This window comes from Paraburkholderia sp. USG1, from assembly GCF_031570135.1.
GTDB lineage: Bacteria > Pseudomonadota > Gammaproteobacteria > Burkholderiales > Burkholderiaceae > Paraburkholderia > Paraburkholderia dioscoreae.
Genome location: NZ_JAMWXW010000055.1, coordinates 14,523 through 30,524 on the forward strand (window position 1 = coordinate 14,523; position 16,002 = coordinate 30,524).

14 protein-coding genes and 1 pseudogene are annotated in these 16,002 nt (G+C 61.6%); 14 read left to right on the forward strand and 1 reads right to left on the reverse strand.

Annotated elements, in window-relative coordinates; genetic code table 11:
• Positions 1-166: 166 nt before the first annotated feature.
• From NE850_RS38550 to NE850_RS39615, 13 genes and pseudogenes are all read left to right on the forward strand, one after another.
• Positions 167-2,539, forward strand: coding sequence for a bifunctional salicylyl-CoA 5-hydroxylase/oxidoreductase (locus tag NE850_RS38550; RefSeq protein WP_007178466.1), 2,373 nt, complete (start codon positions 167-169; stop codon positions 2,537-2,539).
• Positions 2,536-3,309, forward strand: a complete 774-nt coding sequence (locus NE850_RS38555) for an SDR family NAD(P)-dependent oxidoreductase (RefSeq protein WP_007178467.1) — start codon at positions 2,536-2,538, stop codon at positions 3,307-3,309. Before NE850_RS38550 ends, NE850_RS38555 begins: the two co-directional genes overlap by 4 nt.
• Positions 3,306-3,866 (forward strand): MarR family transcriptional regulator, encoded by a 561-nt coding sequence (locus NE850_RS38560; protein ID WP_310700338.1) that lies wholly within the window; start codon positions 3,306-3,308, stop codon positions 3,864-3,866. Before NE850_RS38555 ends, NE850_RS38560 begins: the two co-directional genes overlap by 4 nt.
• Positions 3,867-3,891: 25 nt before the next feature.
• Complete coding sequence (locus NE850_RS38565) at positions 3,892-4,743, forward strand: enoyl-CoA hydratase family protein (protein WP_310700339.1); 852 nt, start codon at positions 3,892-3,894, stop codon at positions 4,741-4,743.
• 1 nt (position 4,744) lies between these two features.
• On the forward strand, positions 4,745-5,953 hold the full coding sequence (locus NE850_RS38570) for an acyl-CoA dehydrogenase family protein (RefSeq protein WP_165189491.1): 1,209 nt from the start codon (positions 4,745-4,747) through the stop codon (positions 5,951-5,953).
• Positions 5,950-6,393: a thioesterase family protein gene (locus tag NE850_RS38575; protein WP_007178471.1), complete on the forward strand. Its 444-nt coding sequence runs from the start codon at positions 5,950-5,952 to the stop codon at positions 6,391-6,393. Before NE850_RS38570 ends, NE850_RS38575 begins: the two co-directional genes overlap by 4 nt.
• Complete coding sequence (locus tag NE850_RS38580) at positions 6,390-6,785, forward strand: RidA family protein (protein ID WP_007178472.1); 396 nt, start codon at positions 6,390-6,392, stop codon at positions 6,783-6,785. The genes NE850_RS38575 and NE850_RS38580 overlap by 4 nt, the downstream gene beginning before the upstream one ends.
• Positions 6,786-6,872: 87 nt before the next feature.
• Entirely contained in the window at positions 6,873-8,513 is a 1,641-nt protein-coding gene (locus NE850_RS38585; protein ID WP_310700347.1) for an AMP-binding protein, read from the forward strand.
• 43 nt (positions 8,514-8,556) lie between these two features.
• Complete coding sequence (locus NE850_RS38590) at positions 8,557-9,780, forward strand: dienelactone hydrolase family protein (RefSeq protein ID WP_310700341.1); 1,224 nt, start codon at positions 8,557-8,559, stop codon at positions 9,778-9,780.
• Positions 9,781-9,853: 73 nt separating this feature from the next.
• The gene (locus NE850_RS38595) at positions 9,854-10,531 is read left to right on the forward strand and encodes a glutathione S-transferase (protein WP_310700343.1); all 678 of its coding nucleotides are present in this window, start codon (positions 9,854-9,856) and stop codon (positions 10,529-10,531) included.
• 192 nt (positions 10,532-10,723) lie between these two features.
• Positions 10,724-12,208 (forward strand): DHA2 family efflux MFS transporter permease subunit, encoded by a 1,485-nt coding sequence (locus tag NE850_RS38600; protein WP_310700344.1) that lies wholly within the window; start codon positions 10,724-10,726, stop codon positions 12,206-12,208.
• 290 nt (positions 12,209-12,498) lie between these two features.
• Positions 12,499-13,332 carry an AraC family transcriptional regulator gene (locus NE850_RS38605; RefSeq protein WP_007178477.1) on the forward strand — a complete coding sequence of 278 codons (834 nt, stop codon included), beginning with the start codon at positions 12,499-12,501 and terminating at the stop codon, positions 13,330-13,332.
• A 36-nt stretch (positions 13,333-13,368) separates the two neighbouring features.
• Positions 13,369-13,481, forward strand: a pseudogene (locus NE850_RS39615) (methyl-accepting chemotaxis protein); the annotation flags it as partial.
• Positions 13,482-13,558: 77 nt separating this feature from the next.
• On the opposite strand, the gene NE850_RS38615 reads toward NE850_RS39615, so the two are convergent.
• The gene (locus NE850_RS38615) at positions 13,559-14,023 is read right to left on the reverse strand and encodes a hypothetical protein (protein WP_310700345.1); all 465 of its coding nucleotides are present in this window, start codon (positions 14,021-14,023) and stop codon (positions 13,559-13,561) included.
• Between the two features lie 931 nt (positions 14,024-14,954).
• On the opposite strand from NE850_RS38615, the gene NE850_RS38620 reads away from it, so the two are divergent.
• The gene (locus NE850_RS38620) at positions 14,955-15,917 is read left to right on the forward strand and encodes a DUF1254 domain-containing protein (protein ID WP_310700346.1); all 963 of its coding nucleotides are present in this window, start codon (positions 14,955-14,957) and stop codon (positions 15,915-15,917) included.
• Positions 15,918-16,002: the final 85 nt, after the last annotated feature.

Below are 16,002 nucleotides of genomic sequence, written 5' to 3' on the forward strand. Positions count from 1 at the left end.
GGCTTGGGCGCGTTACGGAAGTTCGGGGCGCCTCGCGTGACGGACGTTATTCCTTCGGATCATTACCCCGCCTCCCTCGTGCATCTACATCTCCATTTACTTGACATCTAAACTATCTAGGCCTAAATTAATCTCACACAGCGGCGTCCACATATGGGGAACAAGCATGCGCATCGTTTGTATTGGCGGCGGGCCGGCCGGGTTGTACTTCGGTCTGTTGATGAAGAGCCGGAACCCGGCCTACGACGTCACGGTAATCGAGCGCAACCGCCCCTACGACACCTTCGGCTGGGGCGTCGTATTCTCCGACCAGACGCTCGGCAATCTGCGCACCGCCGACGCCCCCAGCGCCGATGCGATCCTCGACGCTTTCAATCACTGGGACGACATCGAGATCAATTTCCGTGGCCGGCAAATCCGTTCGTCGGGCCACGGCTTTTGCGGCATCGGCCGCAAGCGTCTGTTGAATATCCTGCAGGCACGCTGCGAAGAACTGGGTGTGAAGCTGGTTTTCGAAACCCAGGTCACGGACGACAGCGCTTACGAAGCCGACCTCATCATTGCCTGCGACGGCGCGAACAGCGCGATCCGCCAGAAGTACGCGCACACCTATCGCCCCGCTGTCGACATGCGCGATTGCCGCTTCGTGTGGCTCGGCACCAGAAAACTTTTCGACGCCTTCACCTTCGCCTTCGAAGAAACCGAATTCGGCTGGTTCCAGGCGCATGCCTATCGTTTCGACGATCAGACTTCCACCTTCATCGTCGAAACACCGGAGCGCGTGTGGCGCGCCGCCGGCCTCGACGAAATGAGCAAGGAAGACAGCATCGCCTTCTGCGAGAAGCTGTTCGCGAAGTATCTGGACGGCAACGCCTTGCTCTCGAACGCAGCGCATTTGCGCGGCTCGTCGCAATGGATTCGCTTCCCACGTGTCGTCAACGAGGAATGGGTGCATTGGCGCGACAACGCGGACGGCACGCGCACGCCCGTCGTCCTCATGGGCGACGCCGCGCATACGGCCCACTTCTCCATCGGCTCCGGCACCAAACTCGCCCTCGAAGATTCGATCGAACTCGCCAACAGCATCGGCGCGCATCCCGGCGATCTCGCCGCAGCGCTCAAGCACTACACCGACGTACGCAGCATCGACGTATTGCGTATTCAGAATGCCGCGCGCAATTCGACGGAATGGTTCGAGCACGTGGACCGCTACACGTCGTTCGAGCCGGAACAGTTCGCGTATTCGCTGCTCACGCGTTCGCAGCGCATCTCTCACGAGAATCTGCGCGAGCGCGACGCAACCTATCTGTCCGGTTTCGAAGACTGGCTCGCCCGGCGCTCCGGGGTCGATCGCGCGCCGGAAAAGCATTCCGTCCCGCCGATGTTCACGCCTTTCACTTTGCGTGGCGTCACGCTGAAAAACCGCGTGGTGGTGTCGCCTATGGCGCAATACTCGGCCGTCGACGGCGTTGCCGGCGACTATCACCTGATGCATCTCGGCGCACGCGCAATGGGCGGCGCGGCACTCGTCATGACCGAGATGACCTGCGTCTCGCCTGAAGCGCGTATCACGCCCGCATGCCCCGGCATGTATGCGCCCGAGCATCTCAGCGCCTGGAAGCGCATTGTGGATCTCGTGCATCGTCAGTCGGATGCGAAGATCGGCATTCAGCTCGGCCATTCCGGTGCGAAAGGTTCGACACGCGTCGCGTGGGAAGGCATCGATCAACCGCTCACGGAAGGCAACTGGCCGCTCGTCTCGGCGTCGCCGCAACAATATCTGCGCGGCGTCAGCCAGCATTCGCACGAAGCCACGCAAGACGAGCTGCGGGAAATCGAGGCGCAATTCGTCCGCGCCACGCAGATGTCGGCCGAAGCGGGTTTCGACTGGCTCGAACTGCATTGCGCACACGGTTATTTCCTGTCGAGCTTTCTGTCGCCGCTGACCAATCATCGCACTGACGAATATGGCGGCTCGCTGGAAAATCATCTGCGTTACCCGTTGCAGGTCTTCAAGGCAATTCGCGCGGTCTGGCCGCAAGACAAGCCGATTTCCGTGCGCATCTCCGCGAACGACTGGGTAGAAGGCGGCACGACACCCGACAACGCGGTCCAGATCGCCCGAGCCTTCAAAGCGGCCGGCGCCGACATGATCGACGTGTCGTCGGGCCAGGTCAGCAAGGATGAAAAACCGGTATACGGCCGCATGTTCCAGACGCCGTTCGCCGACCGTGTTCGCAACGAAGCAGGCATCGCGACGATCGCGGTGGGCGCGATCTCCGAAGCGGACCACGTGAACAGCATCATCGCGGCAGGCCGCGCGGATCTGTGCGCAATTGCCCGCCCGCATCTGGCGAACCCTGCGTGGACGTTGAACGAAGCCGCGAAAATCGGCTATTTCGACGTGACCTGGCCGAAGCCCTACACCGCAGCGAAGTCTCAACTCGAACGGAATCTCGAACGCGAGCGCACCCAGGCTGCCGCGAACGCCGGTCTGTCGCCGCAGGAACGCGCGCAACGCGCCGAAGGAACCACGTGAACACATTCCATTCAACGCTCACGGGACAGCACGCGGTGGTCACCGGCGGCGGTAGTGGCATCGGCGCGGCGGTCGCGCAGGCGCTGCTACGCGCCGGCGCGCGCGTCACCTTGATGGGCCGCAACGCGGAGCGGCTCGACGCGCAGCGCGAGAAATGCCTGGCGCTGGGTGACGTGGCTCGCATCAGCGTCGACGTCACGCAGGAAGACTCCGTCGAGAGCGCGTTCCGCGAGGCCGGCGCGGTCGACATCCTCATCAACAACGCGGGCCAGGCGCAAGCCGCACCGTTCACGCATACGGACCTGGCGCTCTGGCAGCGCATGCTGGACGTCAACCTCACCGGTGTCTTTCTCGGCACGCGCGCGGTGTTGCCCGGCATGCTCGAACGCGGTCATGGCCGCATCGTCAACGTGGCGAGCACGGCGGGACAAATCGGCTACGCATACGTCGCCGCCTATTGCGCCGCGAAACACGGCGTGATCGGCCTCACGCGCTCGCTCGCGCTGGAAGTGGCGACCAAAGGCGTCACGGTCAACGCGGTTTGTCCCGGTTATACGGAGACGGAACTGCTGCACGCATCGCTTGAACAGATCACCAGCAAGACTTCGCGCACCGAACAGCAGGCGCGCGAAACCTTGCTTCGCTCGAATCCGCAACATCGCTTCGTGAGTCCGGACCAGGTCGCCAATGCGGTGCTCTGGCTGTGCCAGCCCGGCTCGGACGCCGTCACGGGGCAATCCATTTCCATCTCTGGTGGAGAAGTCATGTGACCAAGTCATCGAACATCAAGAAGCCTGCGGTAGCGGCTGAAACGAAACCGCCGCGCAAAGGCGTCGCCAAACCCGCGGAGAACGTCGTGGACCTCGAAATGAGCACGGGCGCGGATAGTCATATGGGTTTGCGTCTGTGGTTGCGCATGCTGACCACGACCAACCTCGTGCAAGCCGAATTGCGCAAGCGCTTGCGCAACGAATTCGACACCACGTTGCCGCGTTTCGATCTGATGGCGCAGTTGGAGCGTCATCCGGAAGGTCTGAAGATGACCGAGCTATCGCGCCGCTTGATGGTGACGGGCGGCAACGTCACCGGCATTACGGATCAGCTCGAAAAAGAAGGACTGGTGTCGCGCGACACCGATCCGAACGACCGCCGCTCGATCAGCGTGTGCCTGACGCCGGCAGGCCACAAGGCGTTCGACAAGATGGCGGTCGCGCACGAGCAATGGGTGGTCGAACTGTTCGGCGGCTTGAGCCTCGATGAAAAATCGCGTACCCATCAGCGCCTCGGCAAACTCAAGAAACATCTGCTCGATAGTCTGAAAGACTGATCCGCATCGAAACGAGGAGACACTCATGACACGATCCAACGCCGACGCGCTACTGGCCGGCAACCGCCTCACGCTGGCCGGCTACGAAGCGCGGCACTTCGGCTGGTCGGTCGCCGGCAAGATCGCGACGATCACGCTGAACCGCCCGGAGCGCAAGAACCCGCTGACCTTCGAGTCGTATGCGGAATTGCGCGACCTGTTCCGGCAATTGACCTACGCGACCGACGTCAAGGCCGTCGTGATCCACGGCGCGGGCGAGAACTTCTGCTCCGGCGGCGACGTGCACGACATCATCGCGCCGTTGATCGATCTGCCCATGCCGGAACTGCTGCTGTTCACCCGCATGACCGGCGATCTCGTCAAAGCCATGCGTCATTGCCCGCAGCCGGTGATTGCTGCCGTCGACGGCGTTTGCGCCGGCGCCGGCGCAATTCTCGCAATGGCGTCCGACATGCGGCTCGGCACCGCGCGCAGCAAGCTCGCTTTTCTGTTCTCGCGCGTCGGCCTCGCCGGCTGCGATATGGGCGCTTGCGCGATCCTGCCGCGCATCATCGGCCAGGGGCGCGCCGCCGAACTGCTGTTCACCGGTCGCTCGGCAAGCGGCGACGAAGGCCACGCATGGGGCTTCTATAACCGGTTATGCGAAACGGCCGCGTTGGTTGAAGAAGCGCACAAGCTCGCCGCCGATCTCGTCGCCGGTCCCACTTTCGCGCACGGCATCACCAAGAAGATGTTGCATCAGGAATGGAGCATGAGTATCGACGAAGCGATCGAATCGGAAGCGCAAGCCCAGGCGATCTGCATGAGCACACGCGATTTCGAGCGCGCATATAGCGGGTTTGCGGCGAAGTCGCGTCCGGTGTTCGAGGGAGATTGAGTTGAGCGCCAACACCGAACTGGATCTGCATAGTGCGCTGGCCTGGCCGTTCTTCGAGCCGCGTCATCGCGAACTGGCCGCGGGTATCGAGGCATGGTGCCGCGCGAACCTCGCGCACGAAAACCACGAGGACGTGGACGCCACCTGCCGCCACCTGGTGCGTGAACTCGGCGCGGCCGGCTGGCTGAAATACGGCGTGGGCGGCGTAGCCTACGGCGGCCACGGCGACACGATCGACACGCGCGCCGTCTGCCTGCTGCGCGAAACGCTGGCGAAACACTCAGGCCTCGCGGACTTCGCGTTGGCGATGCAAGGCCTCGGTTCGGGCGCCATCTCGCTCGGCGGCACGCATGAACAGAAGACGCGCTATCTGCCGCGCGTCGCCAACGGCACGGCCATCGCGGCGTTCGCGCTATCCGAGCCCGAAGCGGGATCGGACGTCGCCGCCATGACGCTCTCTGCACGCGAAGACGGTGACGCCTACGTGCTCGACGGCGACAAGACGTGGATCTCCAACGGCGGCATCGCCGATTTCTATGTGGTGTTCGCGAGAACCGGCGAAGCGCCGGGCGCGCGTGGCATCAGCGCGTTCATTGTGGATGCGGATACGCCGGGGCTGGAGATTGCGGAACGCATCGACGTGATCGCGCCGCATCCGCTCGCGCGTCTGCACTTTGCCGGCGCGCGCGTGCCGCGCAGCCAGATGCTCGGCGTACCCGGCGAAGGTTTCAAGCTCGCCATGCGCACGCTGGATATTTTCCGCACGTCGGTGGCGGCTGCGTCGCTTGGCTTCGCGCGTCATGCAATGGCCGAAGGTCTCGCGCGTGCCGCGTCGCGCAAAATGTTCGGGCAGACACTCGGCGATTTTCAACTGACGCAGGCCAAACTCGCGCAGATGGCCTTGACCATCGACAGCAGCGCATTGCTGGTCTATCGCGCGGCATGGCTGCGCGATCAAGGCGAAAACGTCACACGTGAAGCGGCAATGGCGAAATGGCACGCAAGCGAAGGCGCGCAACAGGTGATCGACGCCGCCGTGCAACTCTACGGCGGCATGGGCGTGCAAAGCGGCACGGCCGTCGAAATGCTGTATCGCGAGATTCGCGCGCTGCGCATTTACGAAGGCGCGACCGAAGTGCAGCAACTGATCGTCGGACGTGATCTGTTGAAAGCGCATGCTGCCGCAACTGCCGGAGCAAACGCCAGATGAGCGCGTCTTTCGAACGGCCCGTGCGTATCCGCTTCTCGCATTGCGACCCGGCGGGCATCGTGTTCTTTCCGCAATATCTGGTGATGACCAACGCATTGGTCGAAGACTGGTTCAACGAAGGCCTGCATATCGACTATGCGCAGATGATTGCGCAGCGCCGCGTCGGCTTGCCGATCGTCAAACTCGATTGCGAGTTTTCACGGCCGAGCCAGATGGGCGAAACGATCACGCTGACGCTTGACGTCGTAGCGATCGGCCGGCGCTCGATCGGCATCGAGATCGTCGGCCATTGCAACGGCGAAACCCGTTTTCGCACGAAACAGGTGCTGGTCACGACGTCGCTCGAAAGCGGCACATCCATTGATATCCCCACCGACATCGCGAGCGCGCTCGCGACGTTCGCCCCGCAGCCCGATTCCATTGAGGCGCATCGCTCATGAAAAAAGCTCTTCTTCCGGCCGGTTGGGTCAAGCCGCGTGGCTACGCGAACGGCGTTGCGGCAACCGGCATGCAGGTATTCATTGCCGGCCAGATCGGCTGGGACGAACAGGCGCGTTTCCAGACGACCGACTTCGCCGCGCAAGCCATCCAGGCGCTCAAGAATGTGCTCGCCGTTCTGCACGAAGCGGGCGGCAAGCCCGAGCACCTGGTGCGAATGACGTGGTACGTCACCGACAAACGCGAGTATCTCGTGTCGTTGAAGGATATTGGCCGCGCGTTTCGCGAGCTGGTCGGCGACTACGACATCGCGATGAGCGCGGTGCAGGTCGTCGCGCTGATCGAAGACGAAGCGAAAGTCGAAATCGAGGCGACTGCCGTGGTCCCGCAGTAACCGAGCAACACAGCACACGAAAAGAACCTGCCAAACCACCAAGCCAACCGAAGCGCATCTAGCCGGCTCAACGCCCGGGAGACCATGATGGAACCGTCAGCACACGTCGATACCTTCGCGCGCGACAATCTTCCGCCGCAGGATCAATGGCCTGTCTTTCTGCTCGACAACCCCGACGTTGCCTATCCGGCGCGCCTGAACTGCGCGACGGAGCTGCTCGACAGAACCATCGAAGCGGGTCGCCGCGATCATCCCGCGATCTGGTCCGACGTGGACGGCACGCCGCGCGCCACGAGTTATGGTGAACTGCTGGCTCTAGTGAACCGCAGCGCACACGTGCTGGTCGACGAAATGGGACTGCGGCCCGGCAACCGCGTTCTACTGCGCGGCCCGAACACGCTGCATATGGCCGTAACCGCACTCGCGGCACTCAAGGCCGGCCTCGTCGTGGTGCCGACCATGCCGCTGCTGCGTGCCAAGGAACTGAAGCAGATCATCGACAAAGCTCAAGTTGGCGCGGCGTTGTGCGACGCCCGCCTGACCGCCGAACTGGCACGCTGCACCGATCCGCAAGACGAGCTCTACTGCGCGGGCCTGAAAGAAACGCGCCTGTTCCACGACGACGCCGCCGATTCGCTCGACACACTCGCGATCAACAAGCCCGACCACTTCACCGCGTGCGACACCGCCGCCGACGACGTCTGCCTGATCGCCTTCACCAGCGGCACGACCGGCGCACCGAAAGGTTGCATGCACTTTCATCGCGACGTCCTGGCCATGTGCGATCTGTTCCCGCGCTACGTGCTCAAGCCCACGTCGAGCGATATTTTTTGCGGTACGCCGCCGCTCGCGTTCACGTTCGGCCTTGGCGGCATGCTGTGCTTTCCGTTACGAGTGGGCGCGTCCACGGTGCTGATCGAGAAGCTCACGCCCGAGACTTTATTGCAGACCGTCGAGCGTTTTCACGCGACCATCATGTTCACCGCGCCGACCTTCTACCGGCAAATGGCGCCGCTGGTTGCGCATCACGACGTCTCGACCTTGAAGAAGACCGTCTCGGCGGGAGAAGCCTTGCCGGATTCGACGCGGCGTTTGTGGCGCGACGCGACCGGCATCGACATGATCGACGGCATCGGCGGCACTGAGCTGATCCACATTTTCATTTCGGCTCACGGCGACGAGATCCGCCCGCATGCCATCGGCCGCGCGGTGCCGGGTTACGTCGTGCAGGCGGTGGACGACGACATGCGACCGGTCGCGCCCGGCACTATCGGCAAACTCGCGGTGCGCGGCCCGACCGGCTGCCGCTATCTCGCCGACGAACGGCAACAGAAGTTCGTGCGCGACGGCTGGAATCTGCCTGGCGATTCCGTCTATCTCGACGCAGACGGCTACGTGTTCTACCAGGCGCGCGCCGACGACATGATCGTCTCCGCCGGCTACAACATCTCCGGCCCCGAAGTGGAGAGCGTGCTGCTGCAACACGACGCGGTGTCCGAATGCGGCGTGATAGGCGCGCCGGACGAAACCCGCGGGCAGATCGTCAAGGCGTTCGTCGTGGTCAATCCCGGTTACGTCGCGGACGACAAACTGATCGCGCAACTGCAGGATTTCGTGAAAAATAGCGTGGCGCCGTATAAATATCCGCGCGAGATCGTTTTCGTCGATGTGCTGCCGCGCACCGAAACCGGCAAGCTCAAACGCTTCGAGTTGCGCACGATTGCCTAGCCCGCGTTTTCCGCGGCAACCATTTGCATGGGAGACACACCGCATGGCCGCCTCTTTCATCGAAGTCGTCGCCCAGGATGGCGGCCGGTTCAACGCCTACGTTGCGCGTCCGGCGCAAGGGTCCGGGCCGGGACTCGTGCTGCTGCAGGAAATCTTCGGCATCAACGACACCATGAAGGCGATGGCCGACCGCTTCGCTGAAGAAGGTTATGTGGTGCTGGTGCCGGATCTGTTCTGGCGGATCAAACCGGGCATCGCGCTCGGTTACGGCGAAGCCGACATGAAACAGGCGCTCGGCTATCTCAGCCAGTTCGACACGGACCGCGCCGTCGACGATATCGCCGCCGCCATCGCGGCATTGCGCGCCCTGCCCGAACAGGCGGGCAAAGTCGGCGCGGTGGGTTACTGCCTTGGCGGCAAGCTCGCGTTCCTGAGCGCCGCGCGTACCGATGTCGATTGCGCGGTCAGCTATTACGGCGTGGGCCTCGAAGCGTATCTCGACGAAGTGCCGGCAATTCGCTGCCCGATGGTGTTTCACTTCCCCGAAAACGACTCGCTCTGCCCGCCGGAAACCCGCGAGCGGATCAGCCCCGCGCTGCGCAGGCGGCCGCAAATCGAGCAATACGTGTACCCAGGTTGCGATCATGCGTTCGCCGCACCGGCGCGTGCGCAATACGACAAGCCCGCCGCGATGATGGCGTATTCGCGCACGCTCGCGCTGCTGCGCAAAGTGCTCGGTCCGGTCTACGATCTCAACGCGCTGTGGGAAGCGCATTGCTATTACGAGTTCGCCACGCGCGACGTGGATGCGGTCATGCCGACCATGGTCGCGCAGCCCTACGTCAATCACGTTCCGACTATGACCGGCGGTGTCGGCCATGACAACCTCAAGCGTTTCTATACGCATCACTTCGTCAACTCGAATCCCGTCGATACGAAGCTGATTCCGATTTCGCGCACCATCGGCGCGGATCGCATCGTCGATGAATTCATTTTTAGCTGCACGCATAGCTGCGAGATCGACTGGTTGCTGCCCGGCGTCGCGCCCACCGGTAAATATTTCGAGGTGCCGATGCTGGCTGTCGTGTGTTTTCGCGGCAACAAGCTCTATAACGAGCACATCTATTGGGATCAGGCTTCCGTACTCGTGCAGGTCGGCTTGCTGAACCCCGAGGGACTGCCGGTTGCCGGCATCGAAAGCGCGCGCAAGCTGCTAGACGAAACGCTGCCGTCGAACCAATTGATGAGCGGCAAATCGCGCGTATGAATTGCGACTAGAGGCCTGCCTCTGCACAACCTCCTTATGATGTGACACTCCATTGGCCAACATCTCTCGACCCATGCTGACCGTCCATCATCTGAACAACTCCCGCTCGCAGCGCGTGCTATGGCTGCTCGAAGAACTCGGCGTTCCGTACGAGATCAAGCGTTACGAGCGTGATCCGAAAACGATGCTGGCGCCGCCCGAGCTGCGCGCGGTGCATCCGCTCGGCAAGTCTCCCGTCGTTACCGACGATGGCCAGACGATCGCCGAGTCGGGCGCGATCATCGAGTATCTGATCGACAGGTACGGGCAGGGACGTTTTGCGCCGGCGCCCGGCACGCCGGAGCGGCTGCGTTACACCTACTGGCTGCACTACGCGGAAGGTTCGGCAATGCCGCCGCTGCTGCTCAAACTCGTGGCGCTGCGTATTGCCAGCGCGCCGATGCCGTTCTTCGCCAGGCCGATTGCGCGCAAGATCGCCGCGACGCTGCAATCGAGTTTTATCGATCCGCAGTTGAAGCTGCACCTCGGCTACATCAATCAGGAGTTGAGCAAGACCGGCTGGTTTGTCGGCAACGACTTCACCGCGGCGGACGTGCAAATGAGTTTTCCACTCGAAGCCGCCACGGCGCGCGGCGGGATGGACGGGCAGATTCCGGCGGTGGTCGATTTTCTCAAGCGCATTCATGCGAGATCCACTTATCAGCGGGCGCTGGAGCGCGGCGGCAAATACGAACTGCTCGGCGGCGATTGACGTCCGCGGCGACCTGGAACTCGTAGTTGTCGCTCGAAAGTCGCGGATGCTAGACTGGAAAATCCCATTCTCGTCAACGAGTTGCCAGCCGGTTGGTCGGCATTGCGCCGGATTCCGTCTCTTTCGGCGCGGTGCCAATTTCAGCAGCAACGCGTCCGGCATCCGATCGACCACGGCCAAGGAGCCGCCTGCATGACCCATTCCATCCACGGCAACAAACGCTGGATCGCACTGATCGTTCTGTGCCTCGGCGTGCTCATGATCGTGCTCGATACCACGATCGTGAACGTTGCGCTGCCGTCCATCGCGGCGGATCTCGGCTTTACCGAAACGTCGCTCGTGTGGGTGGTCAATGCGTACATGCTGACCTTCGGCGGCTGCCTGCTGCTGGGTGGACGGCTCGGTGATCTTTATGGGCACCGCAAGTTGTTTCTTATCGGCATTACGTTGTTCACGGCGGCGTCGCTTGCTTGCGGCATTTCGAACTCGCAGGTGCTGCTGGTGTGTGCGCGGGCCGTTCAGGGTGTGGCAGGCGCGATTGTCTCGGCGGTTTCGTTGTCGCTCATCATGAATCTGTTCACCGAACCCGGCGAACGCGCGAAAGCGATGGGCGTGTACGGGTTTGTGTGCGCGGGCGGTGGCAGTATCGGTGTGCTGCTTGGTGGCCTGCTCACCAATCTGCTGAGCTGGCATTGGATCTTTCTCGTCAATCTGCCGATCGGTATTGCCGTGTATGCACTTTGCGTCGCGCTGTTGCCGTCCGCGCGCGGTCATGCACATGGAGAGAAGCTCGATGTGGCCGGCGCGGTATCCGTCACCGTTTCGCTGATGCTGGCCGTGTACGCCGTGGTGAATGGGAATGAAGCCGGCTGGACTTCGGTGCAGACGCTCGGCTTGCTGTTCGCTGCGTTGGCGCTGCTTGCTGTGTTCCTGGTGATCGAATCGCGCGTTCAGCATCCGTTGATGCCGCTTGGTTTATTTCGCTTGCGCAATGTTGCGACGGCGAATGTGGTCGGCGTGCTGTGGGCGGCTGCCATGTTTGCCTGGTTCTTTATTTCCGCGTTGTATCTGCAGCGGGTGCTCGGCTATCGGCCGTTGCAAGTCGGGCTCGCGTTCCTGCCGGCTAATCTGATCATGGGGTTCTTTTCGCTTGGGTTGTCGGCGCGTGTGGTGATGCGCTTCGGGCTGCGAGTTCCGCTGGCCGTAGGGCTGCTGGTCGCGGCTTGCGGTCTTGCGTTGTTCGCTCGCGCGCCGGTTGGCGGCAGCTTTGTGCTCGATGTCATGCCAGGGATGATGCTGCTTGGTTTCGGCGCAGGGATTGCGTTTAATCCGATGCTGCTGGCGGCTATGAGCGATGTTGACCCTGGCGATTCAGGGCTCGCGTCGGGGATCGTCAATACGTCGTTCATGATGGGTGGGGCGCTTGGGCTCGCGGTGCTGGCCAGTCTCGCTGCGGCGCGGAGTGAGGCGGTGCAGGCGTCGTCTGGAGATGCCGTGGCCGCGCTGAATAGCGGGTATCACGTCGCGTTTTTGTTTGGGGCGATTTTTGCGGCGGCGGCGGGGATTTTGGGTGGGGTGTTGTTGCGGACGGGGCGAGCAGGAGGAACTGGGGTTCAGGAAGGTGGCCACAGTCAGCAAGTGTCGCCCACAGATAAGACTGCAACAGAAAGTTATTGAGCGGCCAGCTACGACAAACTTAGCTTGGTCCCCTCGCCGCCAGAGATGGCCGAATCACGACGTTGACTCTGGGAATGGCAGAACGCCTGGAATCCGCAGCAGCACTTCTTCAAAGAGAGACGGCTCGCGCGTCGTTTATGATGAGCAGGTACGTTGACGTCTCGCGATGCAGACGAGTTTCGCAGTGACGGCAGTCATTCGTCATGCTTTGCATTTGAAAACCGCAATTCCGATCAAACGCGGCTACCCGCGTCCCGCTATGCTGGTTCCATGCTGACATGAGAGCCCATATGAATCCGGTTGGAAAAGCGCTCTGGTTTATCGAAAGCCACTTTGCCCGCGAGTTGACGCTCGACGAGATCGCCAACTGCGGATGCGTGTCGCGCTTTCATCTGGCGCGCGCCTTCGAAGCGGCCACGGGGTTTTCGGTGATGCGCTATGTGCGCGGGCGTCGCTTGAGCGAAGCAGCGCGTCGGCTGGCGAGCGGCGCACCGGATATCCTCGCGGTCGCCATCGACGCCGGCTACGGTTCTCACGAGGCATTCACGCGTGCGTTTCGCGAGCAATTCGGGCTCACGCCCGACGCGCTGCGCGCGCGTGGTCATCTCGACAATCTCGCCCTCGTGGAGCCGATCAAAATGGACGAAACCCTGCTTACCCGTCTCGAACCACCGCGCTTTGAAGACGGCAAAGCGTTTCTTGTCGCGGGCCTGAGCGAGCGCTACACCAGCGAAACCTGTGCCGCGATTCCGTCGCAGTGGCAGCGTTTTGGTGATTACTTCGGCAAGGTGCCGGGGCAGATGGGCAATGTGGCGTATGGCGTTTGCTATAACGCGGACGACAACGGCAACCTCGATTATCTGTGTGGCGTTGAAGTCAGCGACTTCTCGGCTTTGCCTGCGGAGTTGAGCCGTTTGCGCATTTCGCCGCAGCGGTATGCGGTGTTTAGCCATCGCGAGCATGTTTCGACTATCCGGCGCACGTGGAATACGATCTGGAATCAGTGGCTGCCGGCATCGGGACATATTCCCGCCGATGCGCCGAATTTTGAGCGCTACGACGGGAAGTTCGATCCCGTCAGTGGGATGGGCGGGCTTGAGATCTGGTTGCCGTTGAAGAGTTGAAGAACTCGCGCGCCTGTCACGACGATGCACGCGCCCGATGTCAACGAGATCAATCGCGAGACCACCTTTTCGCGCTGAACACCTTGATCGAAGCGGCGCGCGCCGGCAATGCGGGCCGCGGCTTCGCCGTGATGGCGAATCAGGTCAAGCGGTGGCGTACGGTTGCGCCACCTTCTTTTAATCGTTCAGTCTATCGCCCATGCCGATTGCTGACGTTTTGCGACGCTTAGTGTGGCGCGGCGGCCGGTTGCTGAATCGCGTCGGGTCTTAACGTCGCTGCACTTTTTGATGATGCGCTTTTGGGCTGTGGCGCGTTGGCGGAGGCGTCGGAGGCTTTCGCTCTCTGCGATGCTTCGGCCAGCAGCTTGGCTGCATGGCGTGCGGTGATGCGGCTATGCGGGACGCCCTTCGCGTCGAGTGCGATTACCTGGAATAACTCGCGGTCGCATTCGAGTTCCTGCTGATACTGCTCGGCCGTGTCCACCAGCAATTCAAGGAGCGTCTGACGACGCTTTCTCTCATCGCTCGTGATGGCAGGATTCCTACATATCGAGGACGCAAGTGTGATCAAGGTGTCCAGTTGACCTACTTGTCGATCGCATAAGTCGAATGCGGATAGGGCGAGTTTTTCGTATTGGAGGGCGTCGACGGGCGGACGGGATGCTGCTTGGTTTTTGATGGACTTGGTCATGGTGCGTCTCCCTGGTGGTTCCTTGGATCGCCCGACACTCGCTTGCAAAGGGGTGAGCGGGCACGTGACGGGATTGGAAGACCGGCGCTAAACCAAACCGGCGAGCCTTGCGGCTCCCCCACCACAGCCCGCCCGTTGATCTGTATAGGCGTGCAGAGGTAGACGCACGACCCGCGATGAGCGCGGGTGTGCGAGTTTAGCTAGCAGGCTTCCAAACCTGGCCGCCGAGTGTTTCCCGACGACTTGGGAATTATAAATCAGGGTGGGCGGGTTGCTGGCAACTGAGTAGGCTAAATGTTTGATTTGGCCGGAGGGATAAGCGTAACGGTTAGAGAATGGCTGGCATTCGGCGGAGGCCGAAGTGGGTGGATCGACTGCGCTGTACCAACTCACCGCGAAGACCGGTCGCTCGGCATGGATGCCCATTAGAGGCCGGCGCCGATTGCTTGATTTCGGTTCGTGACCTACCGTTCGTGGGCTCGTGCATTTGGACCGATGTTCAGCCTAAGCGGTCATCCATAACTGGCATGTCTGTTGATTGCGCATGGCCGCTTTAGAGCGCCTCGTGGGACCGCAGTCGACCCGCAGGAGACACTCAGCAATATCGCCTCAACGGCCGATCGCAGTGTACTTCCGGTCGCTCGAACACCGAACGATCCTCGAATTCCACCGTTGCGTGCAGCCTCAACCCGAAGCGACCTTTGCGCACGCGGGTATGCGGGCTCTCCGCTGCGTGACGGGAACGGACGTTCCGACGACGTGAATTACGTGAATAGCGGCTTCCTGCGTTGCTTCTGCGGAAAAATAACGCGCGGGCCAAAATTTATCCTATGTTTACAGTCGCAAGACGACAAAACCTGAGGTCCGCCGCCACACTCGGAGCGAGGCAAAGGCGACCGGTCTAGTACATCCGTGACGAGGAGCCATGATAATGCTACGTTCCACGCTGTTTGCGTGCGTTGTCCTTTGCACAGCAGCCACTTCGTTGGTTGCGCATTCGCAGGAAACGGAACCCCACGGATGGCTGAACACCGAGACTTTGAAGACGCGTTCCGGTGATTTCGAATTCAGGAATGGCTACCCCCTCGGCGACACCGCGCAACGGCTGTTCGACCTTCAGCTCGTCAATCGAGCCACCGAGGTCTATCTGACGCAGATAATGCCGGTGAGTGAGATCGCGGTGCGCGAGGGCCTGCGTGTATTCGGCGCCAAGAAGCCCACGCAAGTCGTGATCTGGGAAAATCTGATGGATGCCCAGACAGTGCTACTGACCGCGAACACCGAGACGGTCTACGCGATAAGCCACCTTGACCTCAAGGCGGACGGAGCGACCGTTATCGAAGCGCCGCCCCATATGCTCGGTTTCATTCAGGACGGCTTGCAGCGTTACCTTTCGGACATCGGGCCGTTAGGCGCGGACAAGGGCAAAGGAGGAAAATTCCTGGTTCTCCCGCCGGGGTTCAAGGGCAGCGTGCCGAAGGGCTACTTCGTCGCCAGATCGCCCACGTACTCTGTCCTGTTCGCCGTCCGAGGTTTTCAGGTCAATGGCAAGACCGATCAGGCAGTCAGCCTGATGAAGCAAATCAAAATCTACCCGTTGGCTCAAGCCTCTTCGCCACCTCAAATGGAGTTCATGAACGGTTCCCGGCAAAACATCGACACGCTGTTTCCTGACAACTTCCACTTTTTTGAACTGCTGGCGAAGTTGGTTAACGAAGAGCCTCTGGATGTTTTTGGGCCGCTCGAACGGTCGCAAATGCAGGCGATTGGGATCGATAAAGGCAAGCCGTTCAGCCCGGACGAGCACACGAAGGCTCTCCTTTCTGAGGCCGCCCGCCTAGGTGGTGCAATGGTGGACTTGCCCCTGCATGACCGGACATGCGGTCACGCTTAGGTTGGTGAATCTGCTCGCTGGCGAAACTCGCGTGGTGAGCAGTATTTCAGGGCGCTGTGCGGATGCGACTCGTTGTAGTGGTCAA